This window comes from Sulfuricella sp. (assembly GCA_041651995.1).
Classification (GTDB): Bacteria; Pseudomonadota; Gammaproteobacteria; order Burkholderiales; family Sulfuricellaceae; genus Sulfurimicrobium.
Map to the genome: position 1 here is coordinate 117,227 of JBAZID010000003.1, position 26,014 is coordinate 143,240.

The following is a 26,014-nucleotide window of genomic DNA, read 5'->3' on the forward strand; positions in this document are numbered from 1 at the left end:
ATTTCCGTTTAATCATCTTGTTGTGTGTATTCCGCCAGGTATGCCGCGAACAGCGTCTTGAGCGCCTCGAAATGCGCGTGACCGCTTAAGCTGTCTATATCGAAGCCCAAACAATCCTCGATGTCCTTCTGCGAAAAATAATTGGCGTGGATCAGCACTTCCCGAATCTGGTCAGCGTCATCGTAGTATTCCCGTTCGTCCGGGTTGTGGCTTTCCAGCAGGAAGTGTTTCAGGCATTCGTGAATCACCGGGCGCATGTGGCTCTGGATGGCGGCCATCTGGTCCAATATCTCGCCAATCTTGCTGTCGGCGGTAGCTTGATCGCTGAAAAAAATATTGCCGTTGGAGTGGGCGATGTCGTTGCGTTGCTGCACCAGCTTTGCAAACTTGCCTATGTCGTTGTTGGTGCAACCGATCAGCTTGAGAAAGCGGAAGATCCGTGCCTCGTTGATTGTCCAGAATGAAAATGGCGAAGTGGCTTCCAGTAACCCTTTTTCATCGTCCTTGGAGAAGCCGACCAGAGACATGGAGAACGCATCCTTCCGCCTGGTTTTGATTTGCCACACCGAGAAATAGACGAAACTCATGTAGAGCATGTGGCACGCCAGCATGGCGAACTGGTATTTGCCGCTTTCGTAGTTGCTCTCGAATACCTCCCACAGAAAGGCGATGTAATCCCCATCGTTCGAATTCTTGAACGAATTGGGGAGGTAATCGCGAATCGCCAGTGCGTCATCCATGGTTTACTCGGCTTCAGACCAGACGCGGTTGATGGCGGCTTTGATCTTGACTTCGAAGCGGGTGATCAGTTCCTTGTTGGCGTTGACTAGGGCTTGCTCGGCCTCGATTTCGGTGACGATGGCGCGCTGGGTGTCAATATCTGGAAGGGGGAGAAGGAAATTGATAACGTCACTCTTGGTGATGTTCGGGTCTTTCCGGGTGCTGTTGGCAACCGTCTTCCAATGTTCTCTGAACGACACGAATATCGCATTGAGGTAGTAGGGTTCGACTTTGGGAGTCGGCAGTAGTGCGGTCATCGCTTGATTATGGACGGCTCCAATCTCCAAAACACCAGTTCGCCCAATCTGGTTGAACCCGCCATACATCGCGATCAATACAGTGCCTTTCGGCAAAATCTCCAAATGAGTTTCGGCAAGTGCCAAGTCAGTAACCCGCTCCTCGGTGTCGTGGATTGGCCCATCGCTCAGATCGAGCGTCTTCACCCATGGAATGTGTCCGCCTGAAAAATAGGCGGGGTTATCTCTCCTTGGGGTTGTGCCTGATTTTGTACTGAACAACTCGCTGAGTGGAATAAGCGGCCAATCCGGTTGCACATTGATTCGCGACCGGTAGTTCTCTACCACCTGCCGGGCGCCGTCGATGATCTTCTGATAGCCCTCGATTTCCGCGACGATTTCCTCCTGAATTTTGAGGGGCGGGAGGGGAATTGATATTCCACCTATGTCCGGCAGTTTCAGAGATGGATATGCCTGATCCGGCGTAAGCGTCCGTGCGTCAATCTCGCATAGCAGACGATAGACAAACGCTGGTAATGCTTTGCTGAGGTCACAAATGATTGCGGCAAGGTGGCTGGAAACATAGGCGCTTTCCTTCAGAACCACGCGATGGTTCAGAAATGTCGAAGCGCCGCTCTTGGGAAACAGAATCGTGCCTGGCGGAAACAGTCGTAGCCGTAGTTCTTCCACGGCTAACTCATTCAACCTGTCGGCACTGCTGGCGAACGAATCAGAAAGATGAACCGCTCCGACATCCGAAGTCCGCACAAAGCGAAATTTGCCATTTTCGAAGTACTTGGCATCCTGCGGCGCAGAATTGCCTGCGGCGATCTCGGCTATGGTAGCGAGGGGCACATGAGGATACTCGCTGGCAGTCGTTTCCCTGTCACGGTAGCGCTCCCCGCTCAGATTCCATTCACCGTTCTCACCTATCCGCGCCCGCTCTACCTTGTGCGCCATCGCACTATTTTCAAAAGCCTCGGCATTGGAAAAAAACTCACGCAGGTGCCGTTGAGCTTCCGGCAGGCCGCTCCCCGTCACCGCGCGCCGTTGTGCGCCGAGGTTGTAGCCATCGTTTTCCACTTTGACGAAAAGCACCGAATCAGTGGTTTTCGCCAATCGTTTATCAAGAATCAGAATCGAGGTCTTGACGCCGCTGTAAGGATTGAACACCCCGGCAGGCAGTGATACCACCGCCACCAGCGAGTTCTTTACCAGCATTTCACGTAGTTGCTTGTAGGCGGTGCCGCTCTGGAAAATGATCCCTTCCGGCACAACGATGGCGGCACGGCCTTGCGGGCTGAGGTGCTCGGCCATGTAATCAACGAACAACACTTCCGAGCGACTGGCCTGCACCGAAAAACGTTTGTGCGGCTTGATACCGCCCTTCGGCGACATGAAAGGCGGGTTTGCAAGGATGATGTCGGCGGTTTCGTTCCACTTCTCTTCGCTGGTCAGCGTGTCGTATTCGACGACGTGCGGATCGGTGAAACCGTGCAGGTACAGGTTGACCAGCGACAGGCGCACCATGTCGGGCGAGATGTCGTAGCCGTGGATGTTGGCGGCGAGGTATTGGCGCTCGTCGGGGGTGAGCAGGTCGCCGCTGCGCTCCTTGGTGTTGTGCTTGAGGATGTGCTTCCAGGCGGAAATCAGGAAGCCCGCCGTGCCGCAGGCCGGGTCGAGAATGCTTTCGTTCTTCTTCGGGTCGACGATCTCGACCATGAAATCGATGATGTGGCGCGGGGTGCGGAATTGACCGGCATCGCCTTGGCTACCAAGCACGGAAAGCAGGTATTCGAAGGCATCGCCCAGTCGCTCAGAGTGGTCGTAGGTGAAGCCGTTTATTTCCTTGAGGAAACTACGTAATGTTTCAGGGTCGCGGTAAGGCAGATAGGCGTTCTTGAAGATGTCGCGGAACAGCGGCGGGACGCCGGGGTTTTCGTTCATCTTGCCGATGGCTTCGGAATACAGCGCAAGCACATCGAAGCCGCCCATGCTGGGGGCCATGAGTTTGGCCCAGCCGTATTTGGCATAGTCGCCAGCAAAGAAGCTGCGCGCGCCGCCCAACTCCTCGGCCTCGGCGTCCATGTCGTCCATGAACTTGTAGATAAGCGCGATGGTGATCTGTTCGACCTGGGATTTGGGGTCGGGTACTTTGCCGACAAGAATATCGCGGCAAGAGTCGATGCGCCGCTTGGTGTCGGTGTCGAGCATGGGGGTTCGTATTCCTTACATGAACTGATTGAGAGGCACGTAGTCTTTCACGTACTCGGGTATCTTGTCGCGCCATTCCTTGGGCACGGCCTTGAAGTCGGTCATGCCGAAGGTGGGATTAACGTTGAGGTCGGTCAGGCGCTTTTTGTCGATGATGTCGCGCAACCGGCCATCGGTGGCATAGGCTTTGAAGAAGTACTTCATGGCGACGATCTTGTCGGCCTGCTTTTCGATGTCCTCGGTCGAGGCATCGAGCAGGAACTTCTGGAATTCGTCGTCGAGCAGTTCGTCCTTGGCCTTGAAATAGGGAATCAGGCCGAAAATCTTTTCCAGAATCTCGCGCAGTGTCAGGCGGCGATCCACCCCGGCGGCGCGGCGCAATTTGTCCAGCGTGTAGAACTCGGCGGGCTTGTCGAAAAGATGCGTGGTGATGTGGTCGATGGCTTGGTCCCATTGCTCGTTTTCTACCTGCTCCTGCAAGATAGGGTTGGCTTTCACCGTGCTCTCGAAGCCTTCGAAGAACATGCGGTCGATTTTCATGCCCTGTGCACCGACCGGTTCCTCGGCGAATGAGGCCACCGCATCAGTGCCGCCGTAGATATATTGACCATCCGGGCCGATGGTAGTCCCGCCGCCGGTGTCCTGTCCTTCACCCGTCCCCGGTCGCGGCAGCTTGAGCACTTCGTCGTAGTTGAACTTTTCCTCGAAGTATTCGCAGTTGGCGAAGAAGTCGAACAGCTTGAATTGGGTCTTGTCCTGCTTGCCAATCTGCTCCTTGAGCGCCTTGTCGAAAAGCTGTTCCAGGAAATTATGCTTGCGCGTGCCGCGCCCCTTGATCTGGACGAAATCGGATGGCGAAAAGATCGGGCGCATCAGGCCAAGATTAAGTATGTCCGGACAATCGTAGCCAGTGGTCATCATGCCCACCGTTACGCAAACGCGCGCCTTGCTGGTCTTGTAGCTATCGAGAAAATGGGTCGAGCCGAGCAAGTTGTTGTTGGTGAAATTGATAGTGTATTGCTGGGCGTCCGGTATCAGCGAAGTGACCTGCACGGCGAAATCGGATTGATACTTGCCGGGCCAGATGGCGTCGGCCAGTTCGTTGAGGGTTTGCGTAAGCTTGGCGGCGTGGTTCTGGCTGACGGCGAAGATGATGGATTTGCCGAGTTCTCGGCTGACCGGATCGCGTAGCGCATTTTTCAGGAAGGTTTCACAGAACAGGCGATTGGTTGCGTCGGAGAAAAACTTTTTCTCGAAATCCTTCTGGAAGAAAGTTTCTTCGCTGGCCTCGCCATCCGGGTTGGGTGCCGCGATGGCGTAACCTTTGTCGGACAGCAGTTGCGTGGTGATGTCGGTGCGCGCATCGACCACCACCGGGTTGATGAGGAAACCTTCGCGCACGCCATCCAGCAGCGAGTAACGGTAAGTGGGCTGGCCGCTCTCGCAGCCAAAGGTGCGGTAGGTGTCGAGCAGGAGTCGCCGTTCCTGTTCGCGCGGGTCGCGGGTGGAGGGCTTGCTGGCGTCGAACTTCTTCAGGTAATCGCGTGGCGTGGCGGTGAGGCCCAGCTTGTAGCCGACAAAATACTCGAATACGGCGCGGGCGTTGCCGCCGATGGAGCGGTGGGCTTCATCGGAAATCACCAGGTCGAAATCAGTGGGTGAAAACAGGCGTTTGTATTTGTCGTTAAACAGTAGCGACTGTACCGTGGTAACGACAATCTCGGCCTTGCGCCATTCGTCGCGCCGCTCCTTGTAGATGACCGAGGTATAGTCGTTTTTCAGGTAGGCGACGAAAGCTTTGTTGGCCTGATCTTCCAGTTCCAGGCGATCCACCAGAAACAGCACGCGCCGGGCGTTGCCGGTGCGCAGGAACAGCTTGATGACAGCGGCGGCAGTGAGTGTCTTGCCGGTACCGGTCGCCATCTCGAACAGGAAGCGGCTATGGCCTTCGGCAACGGCATCCTGAATCGCCAGCACAGCGCGCTTCTGGTAATCACGCAGGAAGCGCAGGCGGTTTTTCTGGGTGAAGGCTTCGCGCTCCGCGTGGTTGATCCAGCCAGCCTCGGCAGCGTAGTTCGGCAGTTGTGTGAGCGCAATGTAGTCCTTGCCCAGCAGCTCAGTGATCAGTATTTGCGGATTGGGCTGGAAGCGATGATAGCCCTTGATGGAATCCGGCGAAGGAAAGCGTGTGATGATGTGCGGGTTGCCTTGCTCCAGGTCCCAGAAATAATGCAAGTTGCCGTTGGAAAGGATGATGAACCGGCAGTTTTGGGATTTGGCATACTTGCGCGCCTGTTCCTTGCCGATCAGTGGATTTTTGTCCTCGGCCTTGGCTTCAAGTACCACCAACGGAAAGCCGCTTTCGTCCAATAACAAGAAGTCGATAAAGCCATTGGAGGTGTCTTCAAAGTTTTCGCCAAGGGCATCAATAACGGCCTTTGTCAGCTTGACCTTGGGTTCCAGAACGATGTTGGCCTTGCCATGAGCACCGTCGAAGAAACACCAGCCGGCCTCTTCCAGCAGTTTGTTGAGTTTGATTCGTGCTTGTGCTTCTTTGGCGGCCATTTGGTAACTTTGAATTCTTGCTATGGGCGGTATTCATCTGACACGAAATATTACCAAGGCATACTTTACCAGAGAATCATCAGCCAGATTCAGCGCCATCGTTTATCCCGTGGCATTTTCAAGCAATTCAAGAGCATCGACAACATCATAACTTCGCGGCGGGTCTTGATTTTGGACATTATCGGCCAGTGGTCACAAACTCCGTTCACATCTGCCCTTAGCCAACGTTTCAGCACGCCAGAAAAATACGCCGTCACATGCCGAAAAACCTCGTTATAATTGTGGCCTAAATTCAGGCCAGAACATGCTGCCCATCGACTATACCCTCTGTGTGATTGCCTTATGGCTGGTGCTTGCCATGCTCGGCCTGGCATTGCAGGGCAGCCCCCGGCTCATCACCCGGCTCATCTTTCCTGTCGGCGCGCTCGCTTCCCTGGCGCTGGCGGCCACCGCCCTCGCCGCACTGGGCCAGACTCCCAACGTCGCCGTTCTGCCGCTGGGCCTGCCGGACTTGCCATTTCATCTCCGCCTCGATGCCCTGTCGGCCTTTTTCCTGCTGATCCTCGGGGCTGCCTCTTTCGGCATATCCCTTTACAGCGCGGGCTATTTCCGCAGCATGGCGGGCAACACGCTCGGCCTGCTCACCTTCGAATATCACCTTTTTCTGGCCAGCATGGCGCTGGTGCTGCTGGCGGACGATGCCTACCTGTTCATGGTGGCATGGGAAACCATGGCGATTTCGTCCTATTTCCTGGTCACCACCGACCACAAGATTCCCGAGATCCGCAGCGCCGGTTTCATCTACCTGCTGATCGCCCACATCGGCGCCATCGCCATCCTGATGAGTTTCGGCGTGCTGCAGGGCGGCCATGGCGACTATACTTTTGCCACCATGCGCCATAACGAGCTGTCCCCGCTATGGACCAGCGTGGCCTTCCTGCTCGCCCTGTTCGGCTTCGGCGCCAAGGCCGGCATGCTGCCGCTGCATATCTGGCTGCCAGAGGCCCACCCCGCGGCCCCTTCGCCGGTTTCCGCGATGATGAGCGGTATCATGCTGAAGACCGCGATTTACGGCATTCTGCGGGTCACTTTCGATTTCCTCCACACCCACCAGTGGTGGTGGGGCATCCTGGCCCTGACCCTGGGACTGGCAACCATGCTCTATGGCGTGCTGTTCGCGGCGGTGCAGTCCGACATGAAACGTCTGCTGGCCTATTCCTCGATCGAAAACATCGGCATCCTGATTGCCGGCATCGGCCTGGCCATCCTGTTCCACGCCAATCACCAGGACCAGGTAGCCGCCCTTGCCCTGGTCGCCACGCTTTACCATGCGCTCAACCACTCTTTCTTCAAATCCCTGCTGTTCCTCGGTACCGGTTCGGTGCTGCACGCCACCGGCGAGCGCAATATGGGCAAGCTCGGCGGCCTGATCCACAAGATGCCGTGGGTGGCGCTATTGGTGCTGATCGGCATGCTTGCCATTTCAGGTCTGCCGCCGCTCAATGGCTTCGTCTCGGAATGGCTGTTGTTGCAGTCTTTCCTGCTCGCGCCTGCCATGCCGCAACTCTACCTCAACATGCTGCTGCCCCTGGGCGCGGCCGCGCTGGTGCTGGGCGGAGCGCTGGCGGCCTACGCCATGGTCAAGTTCTACGGCGTGATTTTCCTCGGCCAGCCACGCGAGGAAAAGCTGAGTGAAGCGCATGATGCCGGCCTGCTCGAGCGGGCCGGCCTGCTGTGGCTGGCTGGCGGGTGCCTGGTGCTCGGACTGGCGCCGGTGTTTTTCATTCTGCTCATCGACAACGTCGCCCTGGTGCTGGTAGGGCATGATCTTGGCGGCACGGCAGCCAGCACCGGCTGGCTGTGGCTCACCCCCGTGGCCGCGGAGCGCGCCAGCTATAGTCCGCTGATCCTGTTCCTGATCATTCTTTCCGGTACCCTGCTCACCTTCTTCGCCGTGCGCAAGTTCTACCATGGCCGGGTGCGGCGTGGTCCGGCCTGGGATTGCGGCTACCCGGCCCAGACCGCGCGCATGCAGGATAGCGCGGAAGGCTTCGGCCAGCCGATCCGGCAGATTTTCGATTTCTTTTTTGGCGTAATTCGCGAAGTGCCCAGCCCCTTCGACAGCAAACCCCATTACCACGGCGAAACTCACGACCGGCTATGGAATCTGCTGTATCTGCCCGCCGCCAGCCTGGTCGAAAAACTTTCCGCCCTGATCGGCAAAATGCAGCACGGGCGCATTCCGCTCTACCTGATGTACAGCTTCGTTACCCTGATTGCCTTGCTGGCGTTTGCACGATGAACACCACCACCCTGCTCTTCCAGTTGTTCCAGAACGCGCTGGTGCTCCTGGCCGCCCCGCTGCTGCTCGGCTGGGTCAACAATTGCCGCGCCTGGATGCAGGGCCGCAGCGCCGCCGGCATTTTCCAGCCCTACCGCAACCTGGCCAAGCTGTTCCACAAGGATGCCGTGCTGGCCAACAGCGCCTCCCCCCTCTTCCGCTACACCCCCTACGCCCTGTTTGTCAGCATGTGGCTGGCGGCGGCGATGGTTCCGGTGCTGGCGATCGACCTGCCTCTTTCCAACGCGGTGGACGTGATCGCCCTGGTGGGGATTTTCGCCCTGGCGCGCGTGTTCATCGCCCTGGCGGCGATGGACATCGGCACCTCCTTCGGCACCCTGGGCGCCCGGCGCGAGATGCTGGTTTCCTTTCTCGCCGAGCCGGCCCTGCTGATGGTATTTTTCAGCGCTTCCATGATCGCGCATTCGACCTCATTGACCACCATCGTGGAAACCTTCGCCCACAAACAGTTCGTGATCCATCCCAGCCTGGCGTTTGGCGGCATCGCCTTTCTCATGGTGCTGCTGGCGGAAAATTCCCGCATCCCGGTGGACAATCCCTCCACCCACCTCGAACTGACCATGATCCACGAAGCCATGATCCTGGAATATTCGGCGCGTCATCTGGCCCTGATCGAATGGGCCAGCGCCATGAAGCTGTTCGCCTACGTCACCATCGGCATCGCCCTGTTCCTGCCCTGGGGCATTGCCGAGGCCGGCAACTGGGGCGCCGTGCCGCTGGCGCTGGTGATCCTGGCGCTCAAGCTCGCCGCCGCCGGCTTCGGCCTGGCGCTGCTCGAATCGGTTTCCGCCAAACTGCGCATCTTCCGCGCGCCGGAATACCTCGGCACCGCGTTCCTGCTTGCCGTGCTGGGCATCCTCACTTTGAACTTGCTGAAGGTGTGACGGTATGACCCTGGCCCAGCAACTCATCAACCTGTTCGCCGCCCTGCTGCTGCTGATCTCATTCGCCATGCTGGCGCAGCGCCGCGTGCTCACCCTGATCAACCTGTTCGCCTGGCAAGGGCTGATTCTGGCGATTTCCGCCGCGGTGGTGGCGTGGACCTCGAACCAGCATCACCTCTATTATTCCGCCGGGCTCACCCTGTTGCTGAAGGTGCTGGTCCTGCCCTGGCTGCTGCACCGCCTGATTCGCAAGCTCGACATCAAGTGGGACGTGGAAACCCTGCTCAACATCCCCACCACCATGCTGATTGGCATCGTCCTGGTGGTGTTCGCCTTCAACCTGGCCCTGCCGATTTCCGCGCTCTCCTCCACCGTCACCAAAAGCACGCTGGGCATCGCCCTGGCCACGGTGCTGCTCTCCTTCATGATGATGATCACGCGGCGCAAGGCGGTGCCCCAGGTGATCGGCTTCCTCGCCATGGAAAACGGCCTGTTCTTCGCCGCCACCAGCGCCACCTACGGCATGCCCATGGTGGTGGAACTGGGCATCGCGCTGGACGTGCTGGTGGGCACCTTCATCTTCGGCATTTTCTTCTTCCACATCCGCGAGACGTTCGACAGCCTGGACATCAAGCACATGGAAAAGCTGAAAGAGGACTGACGTGGAAATCATCTGGCTACTAGGCATCCCCCTCGCAGGCGGTCTTCTGCTGGCGCTGTTCGGCGGCAAACACTACGCGCCCGAGATAAATTCGCTGACGAGTTTCGCCACTTTCGCCGCTTCCGTGGCACTGACTCTGAAAATCATCAGCGACGGCCCGATGACGGCCTTCAACGAACAGTTCTTCATCGATCCCTTCAACGTGTTCCTGGTCACCCTGACGGCTTTCGTCGGCTTCACCACCTCGCTGTTCTCGCGCCCCTACATGCGCATCGAGGAACATCACGGCAAGCTCAGCCGCAACATGCTGCGCCTCTACCACAGCATGTACCAGCTGTTCAGCTTCACCATGCTGCTGGCGCTCACCACCAACAATATGGGCATTCTGTGGGTGGCGATGGAAGCCGCCACGCTCACCACGGTGCTGCTGGTTTCGCTGTATCGCACCCCGGCCAGCCTGGAAGCGGCGTGGAAATACTTCATCCTGTGCGGCGTGGGTATCGCCCAGGCGCTGTTCGGCACCATCCTGCTCTACTTCGCGGCGGAAAAAGTGCTCGGCGCCGGCGGCACGGCCCTGCTGTGGACTCACCTCAACGCGGTCAAGACCGACCTGGAACCGACCGTATTGTCGCTGGCCTTCGTCTTCCTGCTGGTGGGTTACGGCACCAAGGTCGGGCTGGCGCCGCTGCACAACTGGCTGCCAGACGCCCATGCCGAAGGCCCGACGCCGATTTCCGCCGTGCTCTCCGGCCTGCTGCTGAATGTCGCCCTGTACGCCGTGGTGCGTTCCAAGGTGCTGGTGGACGGTGCCCTCGAAACTCACCTTGCCGGCAACCTGATGATGGGCTTCGGCCTGCTCTCGGTCGTTTTGGCGGCGTTCTTCCTCTCGCGCCAGAAGGACATCAAGCGCCTGTTCGCCTATTCTTCCATCGAACACATGGGCCTGATGACCTTCGCCTTCGGCATGGGCGGGGCGGTGGCGACCTTCGCCGCGCTGCTGCACATGACCGTGCATTGCCTGACAAAATCCGCCATCTTTTACGCCGTCGGCCACGCCGCGCAAAATTCCGGCACCCAGGTCATGGACAACATCCGCGGCCTGATCAAGACCAATCCCACCATCGGCTGGGGACTGATCCTGGGCACGCTCGCGATTCTCGGCATGCCGCCTTTCGGCGTTTTCGCCAGCGAATTCCTCATCATCACCACCGCCATGCACGAACACTCCTGGGCCACGCCCTTCCTGCTGATCGCGCTGGGCGTGGCCTTCGCCGCCATTTTCGGCAAGGTGCAGCCGATGGTGTTCGGCGAAACCGAGGGCTTGCGCCTGCCCCACCCTCCCGCGCTGATACCGGTTTTCGTCCATCTGGCGCTGGTGTTGCTGCTGGGGCTGTATATCCCGCCCTATCTGGCTGACTGGTACCGCCAGGCGGCGGCTTTGCTGGGTTGAGCCATGAATAATTTTCCAGTACCTCTGAACGAGCTTCAGACAGCCATGCCAGCCTGGCGCGGCACGGTCGACGCCGCGCAATTCCGCGCCGCCTGCGCCCAGGTGCGCGAGCACGGCGGCCGCCTGATCGCGCTCTGGGGCAGCGACGAACGCGCGCAGGGACAGGGGTTTGCCCTCCATGCCGCGCTGATGGACGCTCCCGGCCTGATCTGCCTGACCCTGCCGCTCGCTGCCGAGAACCCCGCCTATCCCAGCATCATCGACATCTTCCCCACCGCCAACCGCATGCAGCGGGCAATATATGACCTGCTCGGCATGGTTGCCCAGGACAGCCCCGATACGCGCAAATGGCTGCGCCACGGCGCCTGGCCGGAAGACCAGTTTCCGCTGCGCAAGGAATTCGATCTCAAGCAGCAATATCCCCTCGAAGACGATGCCTATCCTTTCGTCACCGTCACCGGCAACGGCGTGCACGAGATCCCGGTGGGCCCGGTGCATGCCGGCACCATCGAGCCCGGCCATTTCCGTTTTTCCATCATCGGCGAACGCGTGCTGCGTCTGGAACAGCGCCTGGGTTACAAGCACAAGGGTGTGGAAAAACTGGCGGAAACCATGACCATCGAACAGGGTGCAAGGCTGGCGGGCCGCATTTCCGGCGACAGCACCGTGGCTTATGCCTGGGCCTATGCCATGGCAGCGGAAAGCCTGGTGAACTTCACTCCCGAGCCGCGCGCAGTATGGCTGCGCGCCCTGCTGCTGGAGCGCGAGCGCATCGCCAACCATCTCGGCGACCTGGGCTATCTCGGCAACGACGTCGCCCTGGCCTTCGGCTTCGCCCAGTTCTGGCGCCTCAAGGAAGACTGGCTGCGTGGCAGCCAGGCGGTGTTCGGCCACCGTTACCTGATGGACAGCATCGTACCCGGCGGCGTCACGGTGGACATCAAGGCTGCCGATTATGGCCGCCTGATCAAGGCTGGCGACGAACTGGAACGCGAAGTGCGCATCCTGCGCGACATCTATGAAGAGCACGCCGGCGCCCAGGACCGCTTCGTCACCACCGGCCGGGTCAAACCCGACCTGGCGGCGAATCTCGGCCTGACCGGCTTCGCCGGCCGCGCCAGCGCGCAATCCTGGGATCTGCGCGCGCAATACCCGAGCGCGCCCTACGACCAGCTCGACGTGCGCATGGCAACACACCGCAATGGCGACGTCGCCGCAAGGGTGATCGTGCGCTTCGAGGAAGTGTTTGAATCGCTGAGATTGTGCCGCCTGATCCTGGACCGCATGCCCAGCGGGCCGATTTTGACGCCATTACCTAAAGTGCCCGAAAACGCCTTCGGCATCGGCATGGTTGAAGGATGGCGCGGCGAGGTGCTGATGGCGCTGCACAGCGGCAAGGACAACCGCATCGAGCGCCTGCACCCCCATGACCCGTCATGGCAGAACTGGCCGCTGCTGGAGCACGCCATCATCGGCAATATCGTGCCGGATTTCCCGCTCATCAATAAGTCGTTCAATTTGAGCTACACCGGACAGGATTTGTGAAATAAGGTTGGTGCAATGCGCTTCGCTTATTGCACCCTACGACATGACGAAAACTGACAACTGAAATGTACCAAATTATCAAGCAGATGCTGCGCACCGGCATCAAGACAGAAGCTCCGCCGGAGGCGGACGAATCCCTGCGGGTAGTGCAGCAGCGCCTGCAGGAAGACATCCTCAAGCATTTCGGCCACGCGCTGGCGATCCGGCACGTGGATGCCGGCTCATGCAACGGCTGTGAACTGGAAATCCACTGCGTCAACAATCCCTACTACAACATCGAGGGACTGGGGATCAATTTCGTTGCCAGCCCGCGCCATGCGGACATGCTGCTGGTGACCGGCCCGGTAACGAAGAATATGGAAATCGCCCTGCGGCGTACTTACGATGCCACCCCCGAACCCAAACTGGTGGTTGCGATCGGCGACTGTGGCTGCACAGGGGGAATTTACGGCGAAAATTACGCCAGTTGCGGCGGAATTGCGAATGTGATCCCGGTGGATGTCGCGGTGCCAGGCTGTCCGCCCACACCGCTTGCGATCATGCAGGGCATTCTGACCGCCATCAGCAAGGGCGCCTGAGATTCCAGGAATTTTCAGCGCAGCGGATGGTCTATTTAAGCTTGAATTGACACAGGGGACACTAGGTATTACAGTTCTCATATGCTGGAAAAGAACAAAAACGCCATTCGCGCATTTAAATCAGCCTGGTTCGAAAAGGCTGCGAGGAAAGCGGGCATATCGGATGACGAATTGTGCACGGCAATTCGCGAGGCGATGAAAGGTCAGGCCGATGATCTTGGTGGTGGCGTGCTCAAGAAGCGTCTTAATGACAATATGCATAGGTCCGTCATACTGGCAAAGAGCGAGCAATATTGGGTGTATGCATATCTGTTCGCCAAGAAGGATAGGGAAAATATTGATAGCGCCGAGTTAGCATCGTTCCGCAAGCTGGCGAAAGCCTATGCAGTATTGCAGGCGGATCAAGTCGCACAAATGTTAAACAATCAATTGTTGCTGGAGATTTGCCATGAGAAAACAGCCTAAATACAAAAGTGATGCTTTCGAGGCAATCCACACCTCGGCTGATGCATTGTTGCAGGTTGGTGCGATCAGCAAAGCAACTATGCGTACCTTCGATGAATCGTGCCTGGTGACCCCGCATGAGCTAGCGCCAAAGAAGATTAAACTCATTCGTGAAAAATATCACGTGAGCCAGCCTGTTTTTGCTCGTTACCTTAATACCAGCGAATCGACTGTGAAGCAGTGGGAGACAGGTGCAAAACGTCCTGGCGGCATGGCTTTAAAACTGCTTTCCATTGTCGAGAAACATGGCTTGAAGGTTCTTGCGTAGTGTGATTCTCGTTCACTACGAGACGCAAAAGGAGCGGCTGGCAAATCCAGGCAGGCATGATGACGCCAACACCCTGCTGCACCCATTAAGTCTGGCTGTTTTGTAGGGTTCAGCGAGGAAAACCACGACGATCACTTCCATGTCGAGGCATCGGGACCTAAGTCCTGCGAGGCATGTGGCATCATCGGCAAGCTCGTGAAGTCCGGCAAACAGGATCAGTCCTACCGTGCTGTTCCCATTCATGGCAAGCGCGTCACCATCTGGGTGATTCGATGTTTTACGTTTAGTCGTACCCCAGGCTCTTCAGCGCGCGCTCATCGTCGGCCCAGCCACCCTTGACCTTGACCCACAATTCCAGATAGACCTTGTCGCCAAATAGTTTTTCCATGTCCTTGCGAGCCTGGGTGCCGATTTCCTTGAGCTTCTCGCCCTTGTTGCCGATCAGGATCGGCTTCTGCCCTTCCCGGTCCACGATGATGGCGGCGAAGATGCGGCGCAATTTCCCGGTAGTTTCGAATTTCTCGATCTCCACACTGACGGAATAGGGAACTTCCTCGCCGGAAAGGCGAAAAACTTTCTCGCGCACGATTTCAGCGGCCAGAAAACGTTCGCTGCGGTCGGTTATCTCATCCTCGCCATAGATCGCCGTCCCGTCCGAAAGATAGCGCCGGACTTCCGCCAGTAACGCATCCAGCTGGGGGCCACCCTTCTGGGCGCTGAGTGGCACAGTGGCGGCGAAGGGAAATAAAGCGGACATCTTGTCGATGAAAGGGAGCAGCTTTTCCTTGTCATCAACACGGTCAATCTTGTTCAGCACCAGCAGCACCGGCTGATCACGCGGCAGCAGAGCCAGCACTTTCTCGTCGCGTTCGTCGAAACGCAAGGCTTCGATCACGAACAGAACCACATCCACATCCGACAGCGCCTGCGTCACGGTGCGGTTCATTACGCGGTTCAGCGCGCTCTGATGCTGCGTCTGGAAGCCCGGCGTATCCACAAAAATAAACTGCGTATCCGCATCGGTGCGGATGCCGGTAATGCGGTGGCGGGTGGTCTGGGCCTTGCGCGAAGTGATGCTGACTTTCTGGCCGATAAGGTGATTGAGCAGCGTTGATTTGCCGACATTGGGGCGGCCTACGATGGCGATGTAGCCAATTTTCATGATTGGGTTATTCATCCTATAAACCTCTGTCAACCACGGAGTTCACGGAGAACACTGAGTAAAAACAATAGATTGCATAATGCATGGCATTCATCCTTTGGGTGAGGCCCTAAAAGACCGCAAACCGGCTTTCTCCGTGTCCTCCGTGAACTCCGTGGTTATCGAATTAAGGTTTCTAGTTTCATTTGTGGCAGCCTGATAAGCCGCAATGGCGGCATTCTGCTCGGCACTGCGGCGGCTGTGCCCGATACCCGCAGTGCGGATATCAAGACCGGGGATGACACATTCCACTTCAAACTCCTGGTCATGGGCCTCGCCACGGATAGTGACCACTTCGTACTGAGGCAAGGGATGCTTGCGGCTTTGCAGATATTCCTGCAACTGTGTTTTGGGGTCCTTGGCAATTTTTTTGGGGTCGAGAGCTTGCAGCAGTGGTTCATACAGGGCAAGAATCATCACCTCGGCGCTGACGAAACCACCATCCAGGTAAGCCGCGCCTATGATCGCCTCCAGGGAATCGGCCAGGATAGACGGACGGCGAAAGCCGCCGCTTTTCAACTCCCCTTCGCCCAGCATGAGGTGATCGCCAAGCTTGAGCCGCCCGGCAATCTCCGCCAGCGTCTGCTCTTTCACCAATGCGGCGCGCATGCGGCTCAGGTCGCCTTCCGGCAGGCGCGGGTAAAGCTGATACAGGCGGGCCGCAATGACGCAATTCAGAATGCTGTCACCGAGAAACTCCAGCCTCTCGTTGTTGGGTGAACCATAGCTACGGTGTGTCAGTGCCTGTTGCAACAGCTCGGGCCGGGAGAAATCCTGCCCGAGCAAGCGGCAGAGTGCCTGGCGCTTCATCAAGAAGGGAATATGCTCAAGGATTGATTCACCTACTGGCTCTTGCTGCCCTGGGTGGAGGCCTTGAATTCGATCAATGCGCTCAGATTGCCGGCAACCGGCACGGTCACCGAGTACTCGGCTGAAACCACGGTTTCGCCACGATCCTTGGTGACATCGAGGTCTTTGCCATTAATCACTTTAATATTGTCGATCACGGCACGCCTGTCGAATGAAGTTCTGACTTCCTGCGGGGTCATGCCGGGCAGGGCCGAATCCTTTGCCATCACCCCGATAATTTTCTGAACCGACCAGAATTCGAGGTAGGGAGGGATCAGTTTCATCACCAGAATAGCGCCGAGCACCACGGCCATGCCGACAAACATCACACCGAAAAAGGTCATTCCCTGCTGATTTTTTTTCATTCCCCGCCTCCTAGTTGATTGCCTGGCCAACACGCTTGAAGTCGCCAAAATTCCACCAGATCATGAATGCCTTGCCGACAATGTTACGCTCCGGCACAAACCCCCAGTAACGGCTGTCGTTACTATCGTCCCGGTTATCGCCCATCATGAAATAGTTCCCTTCAGGCACGGTGCAACTGAAACCTTCCTCATTGTAATCACAGTTGGCCCGTGACTGGAAGGACTTGACGTCGCCCAGACGCACGGGCGGCAAGTCAGGCAGGACCAGCACCGCATGCTGGTGGCTGTCCAGCTGCTCGTAAGCGTGTTTGGCGGTGACATAATTCAAGCCGCTTTTAACGTAATTGAACTGTTCACCGCGATCTTCCATGACAATCGCCTTGCCATTGATGAACAGACGTTTTTCGCGGTACACCACGCGGTCGCCGGGCAAGCCCACCACCCTTTTTATGTAATCCAGCGAGGTGTCTTCCGGATAGCGGAACACCATCACGTCGCCACGTTGCGGCTGGTTCACGTCGATGATTTTGACATTGGCCACCGGCAGACGAATGCCGTAAGTGTATTTGTTGACGAGGATGAAGTCGCCCACCAGCAGCGTCGGCAACATTGAACCAGAAGGGATCTTGAACGGCTCCACCAGGAACGAGCGCAACAGAAATACCGCCAGAATGACAGGAAAAAAACTCCTGGCGTATTCCACCAGCACCGGCTCCTTGGCCTCTTTTGCCCGGTGCGGCCTGCCCAGATAGATGTCGAACAGCCAGATGGCGCCGGTAAGCAGCAGCGCGATCAGCATGATGAGTGCGAAATTCATTTTTCAACCCTAGTGAGGGGTGAGGAGTGAGGGGTGAGGAGTAAAATCGGGCTGTACGCGGTTTTGACTTTCCGCCTCACCCTTCACCTTCTCACGCCTCACCTATTTATTATCCACCTGCAGAATGGCGAGGAAGGCTTCCTGCGGGATTTCCACATTGCCCACCTGCTTCATGCGTTTCTTGCCCGCCTTCTGCTTTTCGAGCAGTTTGCGTTTGCGTGAAATATCGCCGCCATAACACTTGGCCAGCACGTTCTTGCGCAAGGCCTTGACGTTTTCGCGCGCCAGAATCTGCGAGCCGATGGCTGCCTGCACCGCCACATCGAACATCTGGCGCGGAATCAGCTGGCGCATCTTGGCGGCCAGTTCGCGCCCGCGATAAATCGAATTGGCGCGGTGCACGATCACCGAGAGCGCATCCACCTTTTCGTTGTTGATCAGGATATCCACCTTGACCAGGTCGGCAGTGCGGAATTCCTTGAATTCGTAATCCAGCGAGGCATAACCACGGCTGGTGGACTTGAGCTTGTCGAACAGGTCCATCACCACTTCGTTCATGGGCATGTCGTAGGTCAGCATCACCTGCCGCCCCATGTACTGCATGTTGGTCTGGGAGCCGCGCTTCTGGGTGCACAGGGTAATCACGGCGCCGACATATTCCTGCGGCACCAGGATGGTGGCGGTGATGATCGGCTCGCGGATTTCCTCGATTTTCGACAGGTCCGGCAGCTTGGAGGGGTTCTCGATCTCGATCACCGTGCCGTCGCGCATCACGACCTCATAAATCACCGTCGGCGCGGTGGTGATGAGGTCCATGTCGTATTCGCGCTCCAGGCGCTCCTGCACGATCTCCAGATGGAGCAGGCCGAGGAAACCGCAGCGGAAGCCGAAGCCCAGCGCCTGCGAGGTTTCCGGCTCGTATTGCAGCGATGCATCGTTGAGTTTGAGTTTTTCCAGCGCGTCGCGCAGCGCTTCATAGTCGTGCGATTCCACCGGGTACAGGCCCGCGAACACCTGCGGCCTGATCTCCTTGAAGCCGGGCAAAGCCTCGCTGGCGGGATTGTTCGCCAGGGTCACGGTATCGCCCACCTTGGCGGACTTCAGTTCCTTGATACCGGCAATGATGAAACCCACTCCGCCAGCGGAAAGCTGCGGCCGTACCAGGGACTTGGGCGTGAACACGCCGACCTGCTCGCACAGGTGCACATCGCCGGTTGCCATGAGGCGAATCTTGTCCTTGGGCTTGAGCACGCCGTCCACTACCCGCACCAGCATGACCACGCCAACGTAGTTATCGAACCAGGAATCGATGATCAGCGCCTTGAGCGGCCCATCGGGATTGCCCTGGGGCGGGGGAATGCGCGCGATCACCGCTTCCAGCGTATCTTCCACGCCCACGCCGGTCTTGGCGCTGGCGAGCACCGCGTCCTTGGCATCGATGCCGATGATGTCCTCGATTTCCTTGATCACCCGCTCCGGGTCCGCGCTGGGCAGGTCGATCTTGTTGAGCACCGGCACCACTTCCACGCCCTGCTCGATGGCGGTGTAGCAGTTGGCCACGCTCTGGGCTTCCACGCCCTGGGAAGCGTCCACTACCAGTAGCGCGCCCTCGCAGGCGGCCAGCGAACGGCTGACTTCGTAGGAAAAATCCACGTGGCCAGGGGTGTCGATCAGGTTGAGCTGGTAAACCTTGCCGTCGCGCGCCTTGTATTCCAGCGCGGCGGTCTGCGCCTTGATGGTGATGCCGCGCTCGCGCTCGATATCCATGGAATCGAGCACCTGGGCTTCCATTTCGCGGTCGGAAAGGCCGCCGCAAAGATGGATGATGCGGTCAGCCAGGGTGGATTTGCCGTGGTCGATATGGGCGATGATGGAGAAATTGCGTATCTGGTTCATGCTTGCTTGTATGCAGCAAAAAGGGCACGGTGATGTGCCCTTTTCTGGTTAGGAAAGTTGGATTCTAACGGATTTTGATCCCGGACGCATTAAGGAAGCGCTGACCAGTCAACGACACTGCCCCAGAGCAGCCCGCTATTTCCGGTCCCTTGCCTGCTCGAGGATGCTGATCAGAAACATGACTTCGCGGAAGGCATCCTCATTGAAACCCGTGCGCGCGCCGCTGCGGTTGTCCTTCACCAGGGATTGCAGATAGCTCAGGCTGGAAGAAGACCCCCAGCAATCCGAAATCCTCTCCAGCAAATGCGGGAAGTGCTCCAGGCCATGACGCCCTTCCGCCTGAAGCGTACTGTCCTCCCAGGTAGGAAGGGCAACATTGAAGTGTCCCCGGATATCATTTGCCAGCTTTTCGAAACTGGCCCGGTCCCCGCTTGCATGATAGACATCCAGCAGCTTGAACCAGGTTCTGGGATCACTCCTGTCCTCTTCCCTGATTCGGGCCAGGAGCATGCTGACCGCCACCTCGTGACGTCCCAGCAGGAGAAACAGATCCACCTGTTCCACTACATTGGACAACTCCTCCACCGTCACGGTGGTGGTTTCATCCAGCGGCGTCAGATACTCCGAAAGGTTTTCGCTTTTTTTGTCACTCTCTTCATCCTTATCGCGCTCGGAGGCCAGGAAATTATTTGCCGGGCTTACCGGCACTGGCCGGGGAACGAAAGCGGAAAACATATCGGAACGGCGGCTGGAGCGCCGCCCCAGCCAGTACGAAACCGCCCCCCAGCCAAGCGCGCCGATCAACATCCAGATCAGGCTGTTGAAATCAAAAACCAGCCTCAGTTGATCATCTGCAAAAGCCAGGGCCAGTGTGAGTGAGCCGGTAGCCGCAAAGCACACCATCACACGGATAACAAAAGAGAGAAATGCGCTGGGAATCATGTGCGGGGGAACAAGGTTTTATTTATCCTGGAAAAAACAGTTGAACCGCTTTCAAGTCTATTGCCATTTTAACCCACACCGGGTGGTCCAGACCGCCCATTTGGCACAATCCCGCCGCCATGGCACGGCATCACAATACTTCCAGGCAGACCCGGTAAACCTCGGCCAGCGAGGTGTCCTTGCTGCGCGCCCACTCGATGGCATTGGCGGTCAGGCTAACCATCCCTTCCTGTATGGCCAGTTTGCGCAATTCGTTACCGGCGATACCGGGTGCGATATGGCGACGGATATTCTCGTTGATTGTCAGCAGCTCATAGGCCGCCAGGCGGCCAAGATAGCCGGTGCGATTGCAACGCTCGCAGCCCTGCCCCCGGTAGAACACCTCGGTCTCCGCCACGCCCAGGCTGGTGCGGACAAAAGGATCGACCTCCTCTTCAGCCATGCAGTGGGGGCAATTGCGGCGCACCAGGCGCTGCGCAATGACCCCGATCACGGCGGATTTGAGCAGATAGGGTTCGACGCCCATTTCGATCAGGCGGGTAATGGCGCCAGGCGCATCGTTGGTGTGCAGGGTGGAGAGCACAAGATGCCCTGTCAACGCGCTTTCCACGGCGATCTTGGCCGTTTCCTCATCACGGATCTCGCCGATCATGATGACATCCGGATCGTGGCGCAAAATGTGGCGCAGCGCCTGCGGGAAGCCGAAATGGATTTGCGGCAGGATGTGGATCTGACGCATGCCCTCGAATTCGTATTCCACCGGGTCTTCGACCGTGACGATATTGAGGCTGTGCCTGGCCACCTCGCGCATGGCGGCATACAGGGTGGTGGTTTTGCCCGAACCGGTCGGGCCGGTCACCAGGATGATGCCGAAACTCTTGTTGATTAGATGGGTGAAAAGCGTTTCATCCCGCTCGCTGAAGCCAATATCCTTGATCGAGCGCAGCCCCTCGCCCTTGTTGAGGAGGCGGATCACGACACTCTCGCCGAACTGGCAGGGAATGGTTGAAATGCGCATGTCCACGATATTCTTGCCGTCCAGCATGCGCGAGCTGCCGTCCTGAGGCAGGCGGTGCTCGGCAATATTGAGCCGGCTGATGATCTTGATCCGGCTCACGATTGCCGGCAGCAGGCCTTTCTGGATCTCGCGCTTGAAAATCAGGGTGCCGTCGATGCGGTAAAGCAGGTCCACCTTCTTGCCGCCTGGCCGGATATGAATGTCCGAAGCGCGCTGGTGAATGGCTGCCAGAATGAGGTTGTCCACCAGCTTGACCACCGGGGTCTCGTTGGCGAGGCGCTCCGCTTCCTTCCAGACCTCCTGATCATCCTCGTAATAAAAATCGGAAAGCTCAAGGCGATCCAGCTCGCGTTCCTGCTCCTGCAGATCGTAGTACTTGTTGATCGCGTTCCTGATTTCATCGTGCGACGCGAAGACAGGCTCGATGGCACGCTGGGTGATAAAGCTGACCGCATGGATGGCCTCGGTATCGAGCAGATTTTCCATCGCCAGCACCAGCCGCTCGCCGTGGAACATCAGGGGAACCACATGGTGGTCTCGCACCACATCGGGCGTGACCATGGCGAGCGCCTTGTGGTCGAAATCGAAGCCGCTGAGAGAAACAATGGGCGCTCCCAGCGAACGAGCCACGGCAAGAAAGATCTGGGGCGAGGTAGCCGCCCCCCTCTCTGCAAGAATGGAGCCGAGCTTCCTGCCGGCGTGCCTGCCCTGGTAGGCAAGCGCGTCATCCAGCTGAACCTGGGTGATGATTTTTTCCTGCACCAGCAGGCTGCCGAGGGAAGCGTGGCGGAACGGCTGCCGCCCCTCCAGCATGGACTCAAGCTCGCTGGAGTTAAGAACTATCGGATGGCGCCGGGTTTCAATGCCTTCAGCATCCTGCATGAATGATTCCGCCCCCAATATGATGAGTTTAGCGCTTGGGGAATCCCGGGGAAGAGGAACCGATCTGTTCCAGGAATTCCGGGTTGAGGGTAAAGCCTTCCAGGCTTTCGCCCACGCTTTCCCGAGGCGCCTGGATTTCGACCTGGGTATTGCCGCGCGTCCCGCCCTTGCCCTTTTCCTGCGAAACGTTGCTGATCAGCCATTCCATGTCGGTGCGCGAATCGGCGTTGACCAGAGCCTCCTCACGGCTGATCCTGCCACTGGCATAAAGCTCCAGCAGGGAACGTTCGAACGTTCGGGAACCCGCATTCAGGCTCTGTTCGATGGCATCCTTGAGCTTGTCCACCTCGCCTTTCTGGATCAGCTCGGACACATAAAAAGTATTCAGCAGAATCTCGACCGCAGCCACCCGCTTGCCGTCCACGCCCTTGACCAGACGCTGGGAAATAATCCCCTTCAGCGTCATGGAAAGGTCGAGCAACAGGGACTCGCGCTCGTCTTCCGGAAAAAAACTCACAATGCGGTTGATGGCGTGATACGCGTTATTGGCGTGCAGGGTGCCGAGGCATAAATGGCCGGTCTGGGTAATGATCAGGGCCTGCTTCATGGTCGCGGTATCGCGGATCTCGCCGATCAGCAGCACATCGGGCGCCTCGCGCAGGGAATTGAGCAGGGCGGAGGCATAGGTTTCAGTATCGATCCCGATTTCACGCTGATTCACCAGCGATTTTTTGTGCTTGTGCACAAACTCGATCGGATCCTCAATGGTAAGAATATGCCCCGACTTGCTGGTATTGCGATGATCGATCATGGAAGCAAGCGTGGTGGATTTGCCTGAACCGGTTGCACCCACCACCAGGATCAGGCCGCGCTTCTCAAGCACCAGGTCTTTCAGCACCGGCGGCAGGCCGCTTTTCTCCAGCGAGGGGATCTGGTTGGTGATATAACGCGCCACCATGGCCACGCTGCCGCGCTGGCGGAACACATTGATGCGGAAGCGCCCGGCATCCGCCACCGAGAGACCGAAATTCAGCTCGGAATGCGCCTCGAAAGTCTGAATCTGCGCTTCGGTCATGAGGCCGAAGATGGCTTTCTTGACCATGGCCACGTCCAGCACCTGGGCGTTGATGGCGCGCAGTTCCCCCTCCATCTTGATATAGACCGGGGCGCCTGCGGAGATAAACAGGTCAGAAGCCTGCTTCTCCGCCATGAATTTGAAAACCGGGGCAAGATCCACTTATGTCACCTATTCCTTGGAAAGCAGGGATTTAAGAGAGCCAAACAGGCCTTTCTTGCGCTCCTTGGCTGTGCCGTCCGCCTCGGCATCCAGTCTGGCCGCATGTTCCGGGTCAAGCTGGGCATAAGCGGGTCCCATGTTGGTACGCCTGGCAACCACCATTTGTTTCATTGACTGCTGGTGGCGGCCCAGTTCAATGAAAGTGTTCGGCTTGCCCACCAGATATTTGGCGAACTCGTCCAGCATGCTTTCGTCAATTTCATCCGCATCATAAGAAAACTCGTTGACAGTCAAGCCGTTGAAATTTTTCATCGAGAGAAAAATTCTGGCCTGTTCGAAATCGGCGGCAAACTTGATATGCACCGGGATTTCATTTGCCACATTGAAGGTCGCGCGATCCAGCAGACCCTTTGCATTCTTGAACTCGGTACACTGGAATTTGAGGTTGGCCTGCCACAGATACTGCCGCTGCATTTCTATCATGGAGGGAATGTTCTTGCTGATGACAATTTCCCGCTCCGTCTTGCAGGCAAAGCGCAGATAGACAATCTTGATGAATTCTTTTTCGTCGATGCTGAAGCGGTCAGTGTTCACCACGAACCGCTCCGGGCGGAAATCATCTACCGTCCCGAATCCATCAATATAGTAGGCGCGGGTAGTGTTGGCTGAAATCGTGTTGAGATGATTGACCAGTTCCTGCAAATAAAGCTGGATTATTTTGAGCTTGGACTGAACCAGCAGAAAGCTTTGTGTCACTTCCTGCGCGCGCGCCTGGGTCAGGTTCTGCTCCCGCTCCTTGAGCGCCTGCGCTTCCTTTTTCAGATCATCCAGAAAAGCCATATACATTGCCCCGCTCTATGCAAAATCCGCTTCATTGTATGCCAAAAAACGGGGCGGGTTAACTCAGGTTATGAAGTATAATTTTTCGCTAATATTCCCTTTTCATGAATACTGATGCGCCCCTCTCCTAACGGCACGATTCCCTCAAAAAACCGCAACGACTGGAAGACCATCCGCACCCTGCTGCCCTATCTTTGGGAATTCAAGGGCCGGGTCGTTCTTGCGATTTTGTTGCTGCTGGCCGCCAAGGTCGCCAACGTGGCCGTGCCTCTGGTGCTCAAGGACATAGTCGACGCCCTTGACCAGCCGCGTGCCATGCTGGCCCTGCCGGTATTCCTGCTGCTGGCTTATGGCATGCTGCGCTTCATGTCCACGCTGTTTGGCGAACTGCGCGATGCGGTTTTTGCCAAGGCGGCCCAGCGCTCCGTCCGGCGCGTGGCCCTCAAGGTCTTCCGCCACCTGCATGAACTGGCGCTGCGTTTTCACCTGGAGCGGCAAACCGGCGGCATTTCGCGCGACATCGAGCGTGGCACACGCGGTATCGGTTTCCTGCTCAATTTCATGCTCTTCAACATTCTGCCCACCATGGTCGAGATCGGCCTGATAGCCGCCATCCTGCTGGCCAAATACGACATCTGGTTTTCCATCATCACCTTCACCACCCTGGTGGCTTACATCGTCTTCACCCTGATCATCACCGAATGGCGCATGGTGTTCCGCCGCACCATGAACGACATGGATTCCAAGGCCAACAGCCGCGCCATCGACAGCTTGCTGAACTACGAAACCGTGAAATACTTCAGCAATGAGGAATTCGAGACCCGGCGCTACGACGAAAACCTGCAAGTGTGGGAACAAGCCGCGATCCGCAACACCACCTCGCTCGCCGCCCTCAATGCCGGCCAAAGCCTTATCATCGCCATCGGCGTCACCGCGCTGATGCTGCTGGCCGGGCAAGGGGTGGTGGATGGCACCATGACACTGGGTGATCTGGTGCTGGTTAACGCCTACATGATCCAGATCTACATCCCGCTGCACTTTCTCGGCTTCGTCTACCGCGAGATCAAGCACTCTCTCGCCGACATGGAGAAAATGTTCGCCCTTGTGGAACAGCATGCCGAGGTGCAGGATCAGCCCGGCGCAGCGGAACTCAAGCTGGAACACGGCGCCATCCGTTTCGAGGAAGCCCATTTCCATTACGATGAAAAACGCCAGATCCTGCATGGCATCAGTTTCGAAGTGCCGGCAGGACAAACCGTGGCCGTGGCCGGCGCTTCCGGTGCGGGCAAATCCACCCTCTCCCGGCTGCTGTTCCGCTTCTATGATGTGACCGCCGGGCGCATCCTGATCGACGGCCAGGATATCCGCGCCGTGACGCAGAAATCCCTGCGCCAGGCCATCGGCATCGTGCCGCAGGACACCGTGCTGTTCAATGAAAGTATTTATTACAACATTGCCTACGGCCGCCCGGACGCGACACGGGAGGAAATCATCCAGGCGGCGCGTCATGCGCATATCCATGAATTCATCGAATCCCTGCCGGATCAATATGAATCCCTGGTAGGCGAGCGCGGACTGAAGCTCTCCGGTGGCGAAAAACAGCGCGTCGCCATCGCCCGCGCCATCCTGAAAAACCCGCGCATCCTGATCTTCGACGAAGCCACCTCTGCCCTGGACTCCAAATCGGAAAAAGCCATCCAGGCCGAACTGAAACAGATCGCCCATAACCGCACCACGCTAGTGATCGCCCACCGGCTTTCCACTATTGTAGAGGCCAACCAGATCCTGGTGATGGATCAAGGCCGTATCACCGAACGCGGCACCCACCTTGAACTCCTGGCGCTGCATGGTGCCTACGCCCAGATGTGGGCGCTGCAGCAACAGGAAGAATCCGAGCAACCCCTCAATGCCATTTAACCC

The 26,014-nt window shown here is 57.7% G+C and carries 21 protein-coding genes; 9 read left to right on the forward strand and 12 right to left on the reverse strand.

Annotated features, from left to right (window positions below):
* Positions 1-8 precede the first annotated feature (8 nt).
* Genes WC392_06920 through WC392_06930 form a run of 3 tightly spaced genes read right to left on the reverse strand, consistent with a single transcriptional unit; the run spans position 9 to position 5,795 of the window.
* Positions 9-740, reverse strand: a complete 732-nt coding sequence (locus WC392_06920) for a hypothetical protein (protein ID MFA5242093.1) — start codon at positions 738-740, stop codon at positions 9-11.
* A 3-nt stretch (positions 741-743) separates the two neighbouring features.
* Positions 744-3,230, reverse strand: a complete 2,487-nt coding sequence (locus WC392_06925) for an N-6 DNA methylase (GenBank protein MFA5242094.1) — start codon at positions 3,228-3,230, stop codon at positions 744-746.
* Between the two features lie 15 nt (positions 3,231-3,245).
* The gene (locus WC392_06930; protein ID MFA5242095.1) at positions 3,246-5,795 is read right to left on the reverse strand and encodes a DEAD/DEAH box helicase family protein; all 2,550 of its coding nucleotides are present in this window, start codon (positions 5,793-5,795) and stop codon (positions 3,246-3,248) included.
* A 304-nt stretch (positions 5,796-6,099) separates the two neighbouring features.
* Between WC392_06930 and hyfB the strand changes: the two genes are divergently transcribed.
* The 8 genes from hyfB to WC392_06970 all read left to right on the forward strand — a co-directional run bounded on the left by hyfB (position 6,100) and on the right by WC392_06970 (position 14,047).
* Complete coding sequence (gene hyfB, locus WC392_06935) at positions 6,100-8,097, forward strand: hydrogenase 4 subunit B (protein ID MFA5242096.1); 1,998 nt, start codon at positions 6,100-6,102, stop codon at positions 8,095-8,097.
* Positions 8,094-9,041, forward strand: coding sequence for an NADH-quinone oxidoreductase subunit H (locus tag WC392_06940; GenBank protein MFA5242097.1), 948 nt, complete (start codon positions 8,094-8,096; stop codon positions 9,039-9,041). Before hyfB ends, WC392_06940 begins: the two co-directional genes overlap by 4 nt.
* 4 nt (positions 9,042-9,045) lie before the next feature.
* Complete coding sequence (locus WC392_06945) at positions 9,046-9,702, forward strand: formate hydrogenlyase (protein ID MFA5242098.1); 657 nt, start codon at positions 9,046-9,048, stop codon at positions 9,700-9,702.
* 1 nt (position 9,703) lies between these two features.
* On the forward strand, positions 9,704-11,152 hold the full coding sequence (locus tag WC392_06950) for a hydrogenase 4 subunit F (protein MFA5242099.1): 1,449 nt from the start codon (positions 9,704-9,706) through the stop codon (positions 11,150-11,152).
* Between the two features lie 3 nt (positions 11,153-11,155).
* Positions 11,156-12,697 carry an NADH-quinone oxidoreductase subunit C gene (locus tag WC392_06955; GenBank protein ID MFA5242100.1) on the forward strand — a complete coding sequence of 514 codons (1,542 nt, stop codon included), beginning with the start codon at positions 11,156-11,158 and terminating at the stop codon, positions 12,695-12,697.
* A 65-nt stretch (positions 12,698-12,762) separates the two neighbouring features.
* On the forward strand, positions 12,763-13,275 hold the full coding sequence (locus tag WC392_06960) for an NADH-quinone oxidoreductase subunit B family protein (GenBank protein ID MFA5242101.1): 513 nt from the start codon (positions 12,763-12,765) through the stop codon (positions 13,273-13,275).
* An 81-nt stretch (positions 13,276-13,356) separates the two neighbouring features.
* Complete coding sequence (locus tag WC392_06965) at positions 13,357-13,740, forward strand: type II toxin-antitoxin system RelE/ParE family toxin (protein ID MFA5242102.1); 384 nt, start codon at positions 13,357-13,359, stop codon at positions 13,738-13,740.
* Positions 13,724-14,047: a DNA-binding transcriptional regulator gene (locus WC392_06970; GenBank protein MFA5242103.1), complete on the forward strand. Its 324-nt coding sequence runs from the start codon at positions 13,724-13,726 to the stop codon at positions 14,045-14,047. Before WC392_06965 ends, WC392_06970 begins: the two co-directional genes overlap by 17 nt.
* A gap of 283 nt (positions 14,048-14,330) precedes the next feature.
* Here the strand turns inward: WC392_06970 and era are convergent, their stop codons facing one another.
* The 9 genes from era to WC392_07015 all read right to left on the reverse strand — a co-directional run bounded on the left by era (position 14,331) and on the right by WC392_07015 (position 24,094).
* A complete protein-coding gene (gene era / locus WC392_06975; GenBank protein ID MFA5242104.1) occupies positions 14,331-15,209 on the reverse strand; it encodes a GTPase Era in 879 nt (292 codons plus the stop codon).
* A gap of 90 nt (positions 15,210-15,299) precedes the next feature.
* Positions 15,300-16,058 (reverse strand): ribonuclease III, encoded by a 759-nt coding sequence (gene rnc, locus WC392_06980; GenBank protein ID MFA5242105.1) that lies wholly within the window; start codon positions 16,056-16,058, stop codon positions 15,300-15,302.
* Positions 16,059-16,090: 32 nt separating this feature from the next.
* Positions 16,091-16,462 (reverse strand): DUF4845 domain-containing protein, encoded by a 372-nt coding sequence (locus tag WC392_06985; protein MFA5242106.1) that lies wholly within the window; start codon positions 16,460-16,462, stop codon positions 16,091-16,093.
* Positions 16,463-16,472: 10 nt separating this feature from the next.
* On the reverse strand, positions 16,473-17,279 hold the full coding sequence (gene lepB, locus WC392_06990; GenBank protein MFA5242107.1) for a signal peptidase I: 807 nt from the start codon (positions 17,277-17,279) through the stop codon (positions 16,473-16,475).
* Positions 17,280-17,381: 102 nt separating this feature from the next.
* Positions 17,382-19,175, reverse strand: coding sequence for a translation elongation factor 4 (lepA, locus tag WC392_06995; protein ID MFA5242108.1), 1,794 nt, complete (start codon positions 19,173-19,175; stop codon positions 17,382-17,384).
* A gap of 135 nt (positions 19,176-19,310) precedes the next feature.
* Positions 19,311-20,117, reverse strand: coding sequence for a hypothetical protein (locus WC392_07000; protein MFA5242109.1), 807 nt, complete (start codon positions 20,115-20,117; stop codon positions 19,311-19,313).
* Positions 20,118-20,247: 130 nt separating this feature from the next.
* Complete coding sequence (locus WC392_07005; GenBank protein ID MFA5242110.1) at positions 20,248-22,017, reverse strand: GspE/PulE family protein; 1,770 nt, start codon at positions 22,015-22,017, stop codon at positions 20,248-20,250.
* A gap of 28 nt (positions 22,018-22,045) precedes the next feature.
* On the reverse strand, positions 22,046-23,254 hold the full coding sequence (locus WC392_07010) for a PilT/PilU family type 4a pilus ATPase (GenBank protein ID MFA5242111.1): 1,209 nt from the start codon (positions 23,252-23,254) through the stop codon (positions 22,046-22,048).
* A 9-nt stretch (positions 23,255-23,263) separates the two neighbouring features.
* Positions 23,264-24,094, reverse strand: a complete 831-nt coding sequence (locus WC392_07015) for a hypothetical protein (GenBank protein ID MFA5242112.1) — start codon at positions 24,092-24,094, stop codon at positions 23,264-23,266.
* A gap of 114 nt (positions 24,095-24,208) precedes the next feature.
* Between WC392_07015 and WC392_07020 the strand changes: the two genes are divergently transcribed.
* On the forward strand, positions 24,209-26,011 hold the full coding sequence (locus WC392_07020) for an ABC transporter ATP-binding protein/permease (protein ID MFA5242113.1): 1,803 nt from the start codon (positions 24,209-24,211) through the stop codon (positions 26,009-26,011).
* The last annotated feature ends 3 nt before the right edge of the window (positions 26,012-26,014 follow it).

Coding starts and splice junctions, on each gene's coding strand:
- WC392_06920 (MFA5242093.1), bottom strand. CDS start 740: ATGGATGACGCACTGGCGATTCGCGATTACCTCCCCAATTCGTTCAAG.
- WC392_06925 (MFA5242094.1), bottom strand. CDS start 3,230: ATGCTCGACACCGACACCAAGCGGCGCATCGACTCTTGCCGCGATATT.
- WC392_06930 (MFA5242095.1), bottom strand. CDS start 5,795: ATGGCCGCCAAAGAAGCACAAGCACGAATCAAACTCAACAAACTGCTG.
- hyfB (MFA5242096.1), top strand. CDS start 6,100: ATGCTGCCCATCGACTATACCCTCTGTGTGATTGCCTTATGGCTGGTG.
- WC392_06940 (MFA5242097.1), top strand. CDS start 8,094: ATGAACACCACCACCCTGCTCTTCCAGTTGTTCCAGAACGCGCTGGTG.
- WC392_06945 (MFA5242098.1), top strand. CDS start 9,046: ATGACCCTGGCCCAGCAACTCATCAACCTGTTCGCCGCCCTGCTGCTG.
- WC392_06955 (MFA5242100.1), top strand. CDS start 11,156: ATGAATAATTTTCCAGTACCTCTGAACGAGCTTCAGACAGCCATGCCA.
- WC392_06960 (MFA5242101.1), top strand. CDS start 12,763: ATGTACCAAATTATCAAGCAGATGCTGCGCACCGGCATCAAGACAGAA.
- WC392_06965 (MFA5242102.1), top strand. CDS start 13,357: ATGCTGGAAAAGAACAAAAACGCCATTCGCGCATTTAAATCAGCCTGG.
- WC392_06970 (MFA5242103.1), top strand. CDS start 13,724: ATGAGAAAACAGCCTAAATACAAAAGTGATGCTTTCGAGGCAATCCAC.
- era (MFA5242104.1), bottom strand. CDS start 15,209: ATGAAAATTGGCTACATCGCCATCGTAGGCCGCCCCAATGTCGGCAAA.
- rnc (MFA5242105.1), bottom strand. CDS start 16,058: ATGAAGCGCCAGGCACTCTGCCGCTTGCTCGGGCAGGATTTCTCCCGG.
- WC392_06985 (MFA5242106.1), bottom strand. CDS start 16,462: ATGAAAAAAAATCAGCAGGGAATGACCTTTTTCGGTGTGATGTTTGTC.
- lepB (MFA5242107.1), bottom strand. CDS start 17,279: ATGAATTTCGCACTCATCATGCTGATCGCGCTGCTGCTTACCGGCGCC.
- lepA (MFA5242108.1), bottom strand. CDS start 19,175: ATGAACCAGATACGCAATTTCTCCATCATCGCCCATATCGACCACGGC.
- WC392_07000 (MFA5242109.1), bottom strand. CDS start 20,117: ATGATTCCCAGCGCATTTCTCTCTTTTGTTATCCGTGTGATGGTGTGC.
- WC392_07005 (MFA5242110.1), bottom strand. CDS start 22,017: ATGCAGGATGCTGAAGGCATTGAAACCCGGCGCCATCCGATAGTTCTT.
- WC392_07015 (MFA5242112.1), bottom strand. CDS start 24,094: ATGGCTTTTCTGGATGATCTGAAAAAGGAAGCGCAGGCGCTCAAGGAG.
- WC392_07020 (MFA5242113.1), top strand. CDS start 24,209: ATGCGCCCCTCTCCTAACGGCACGATTCCCTCAAAAAACCGCAACGAC.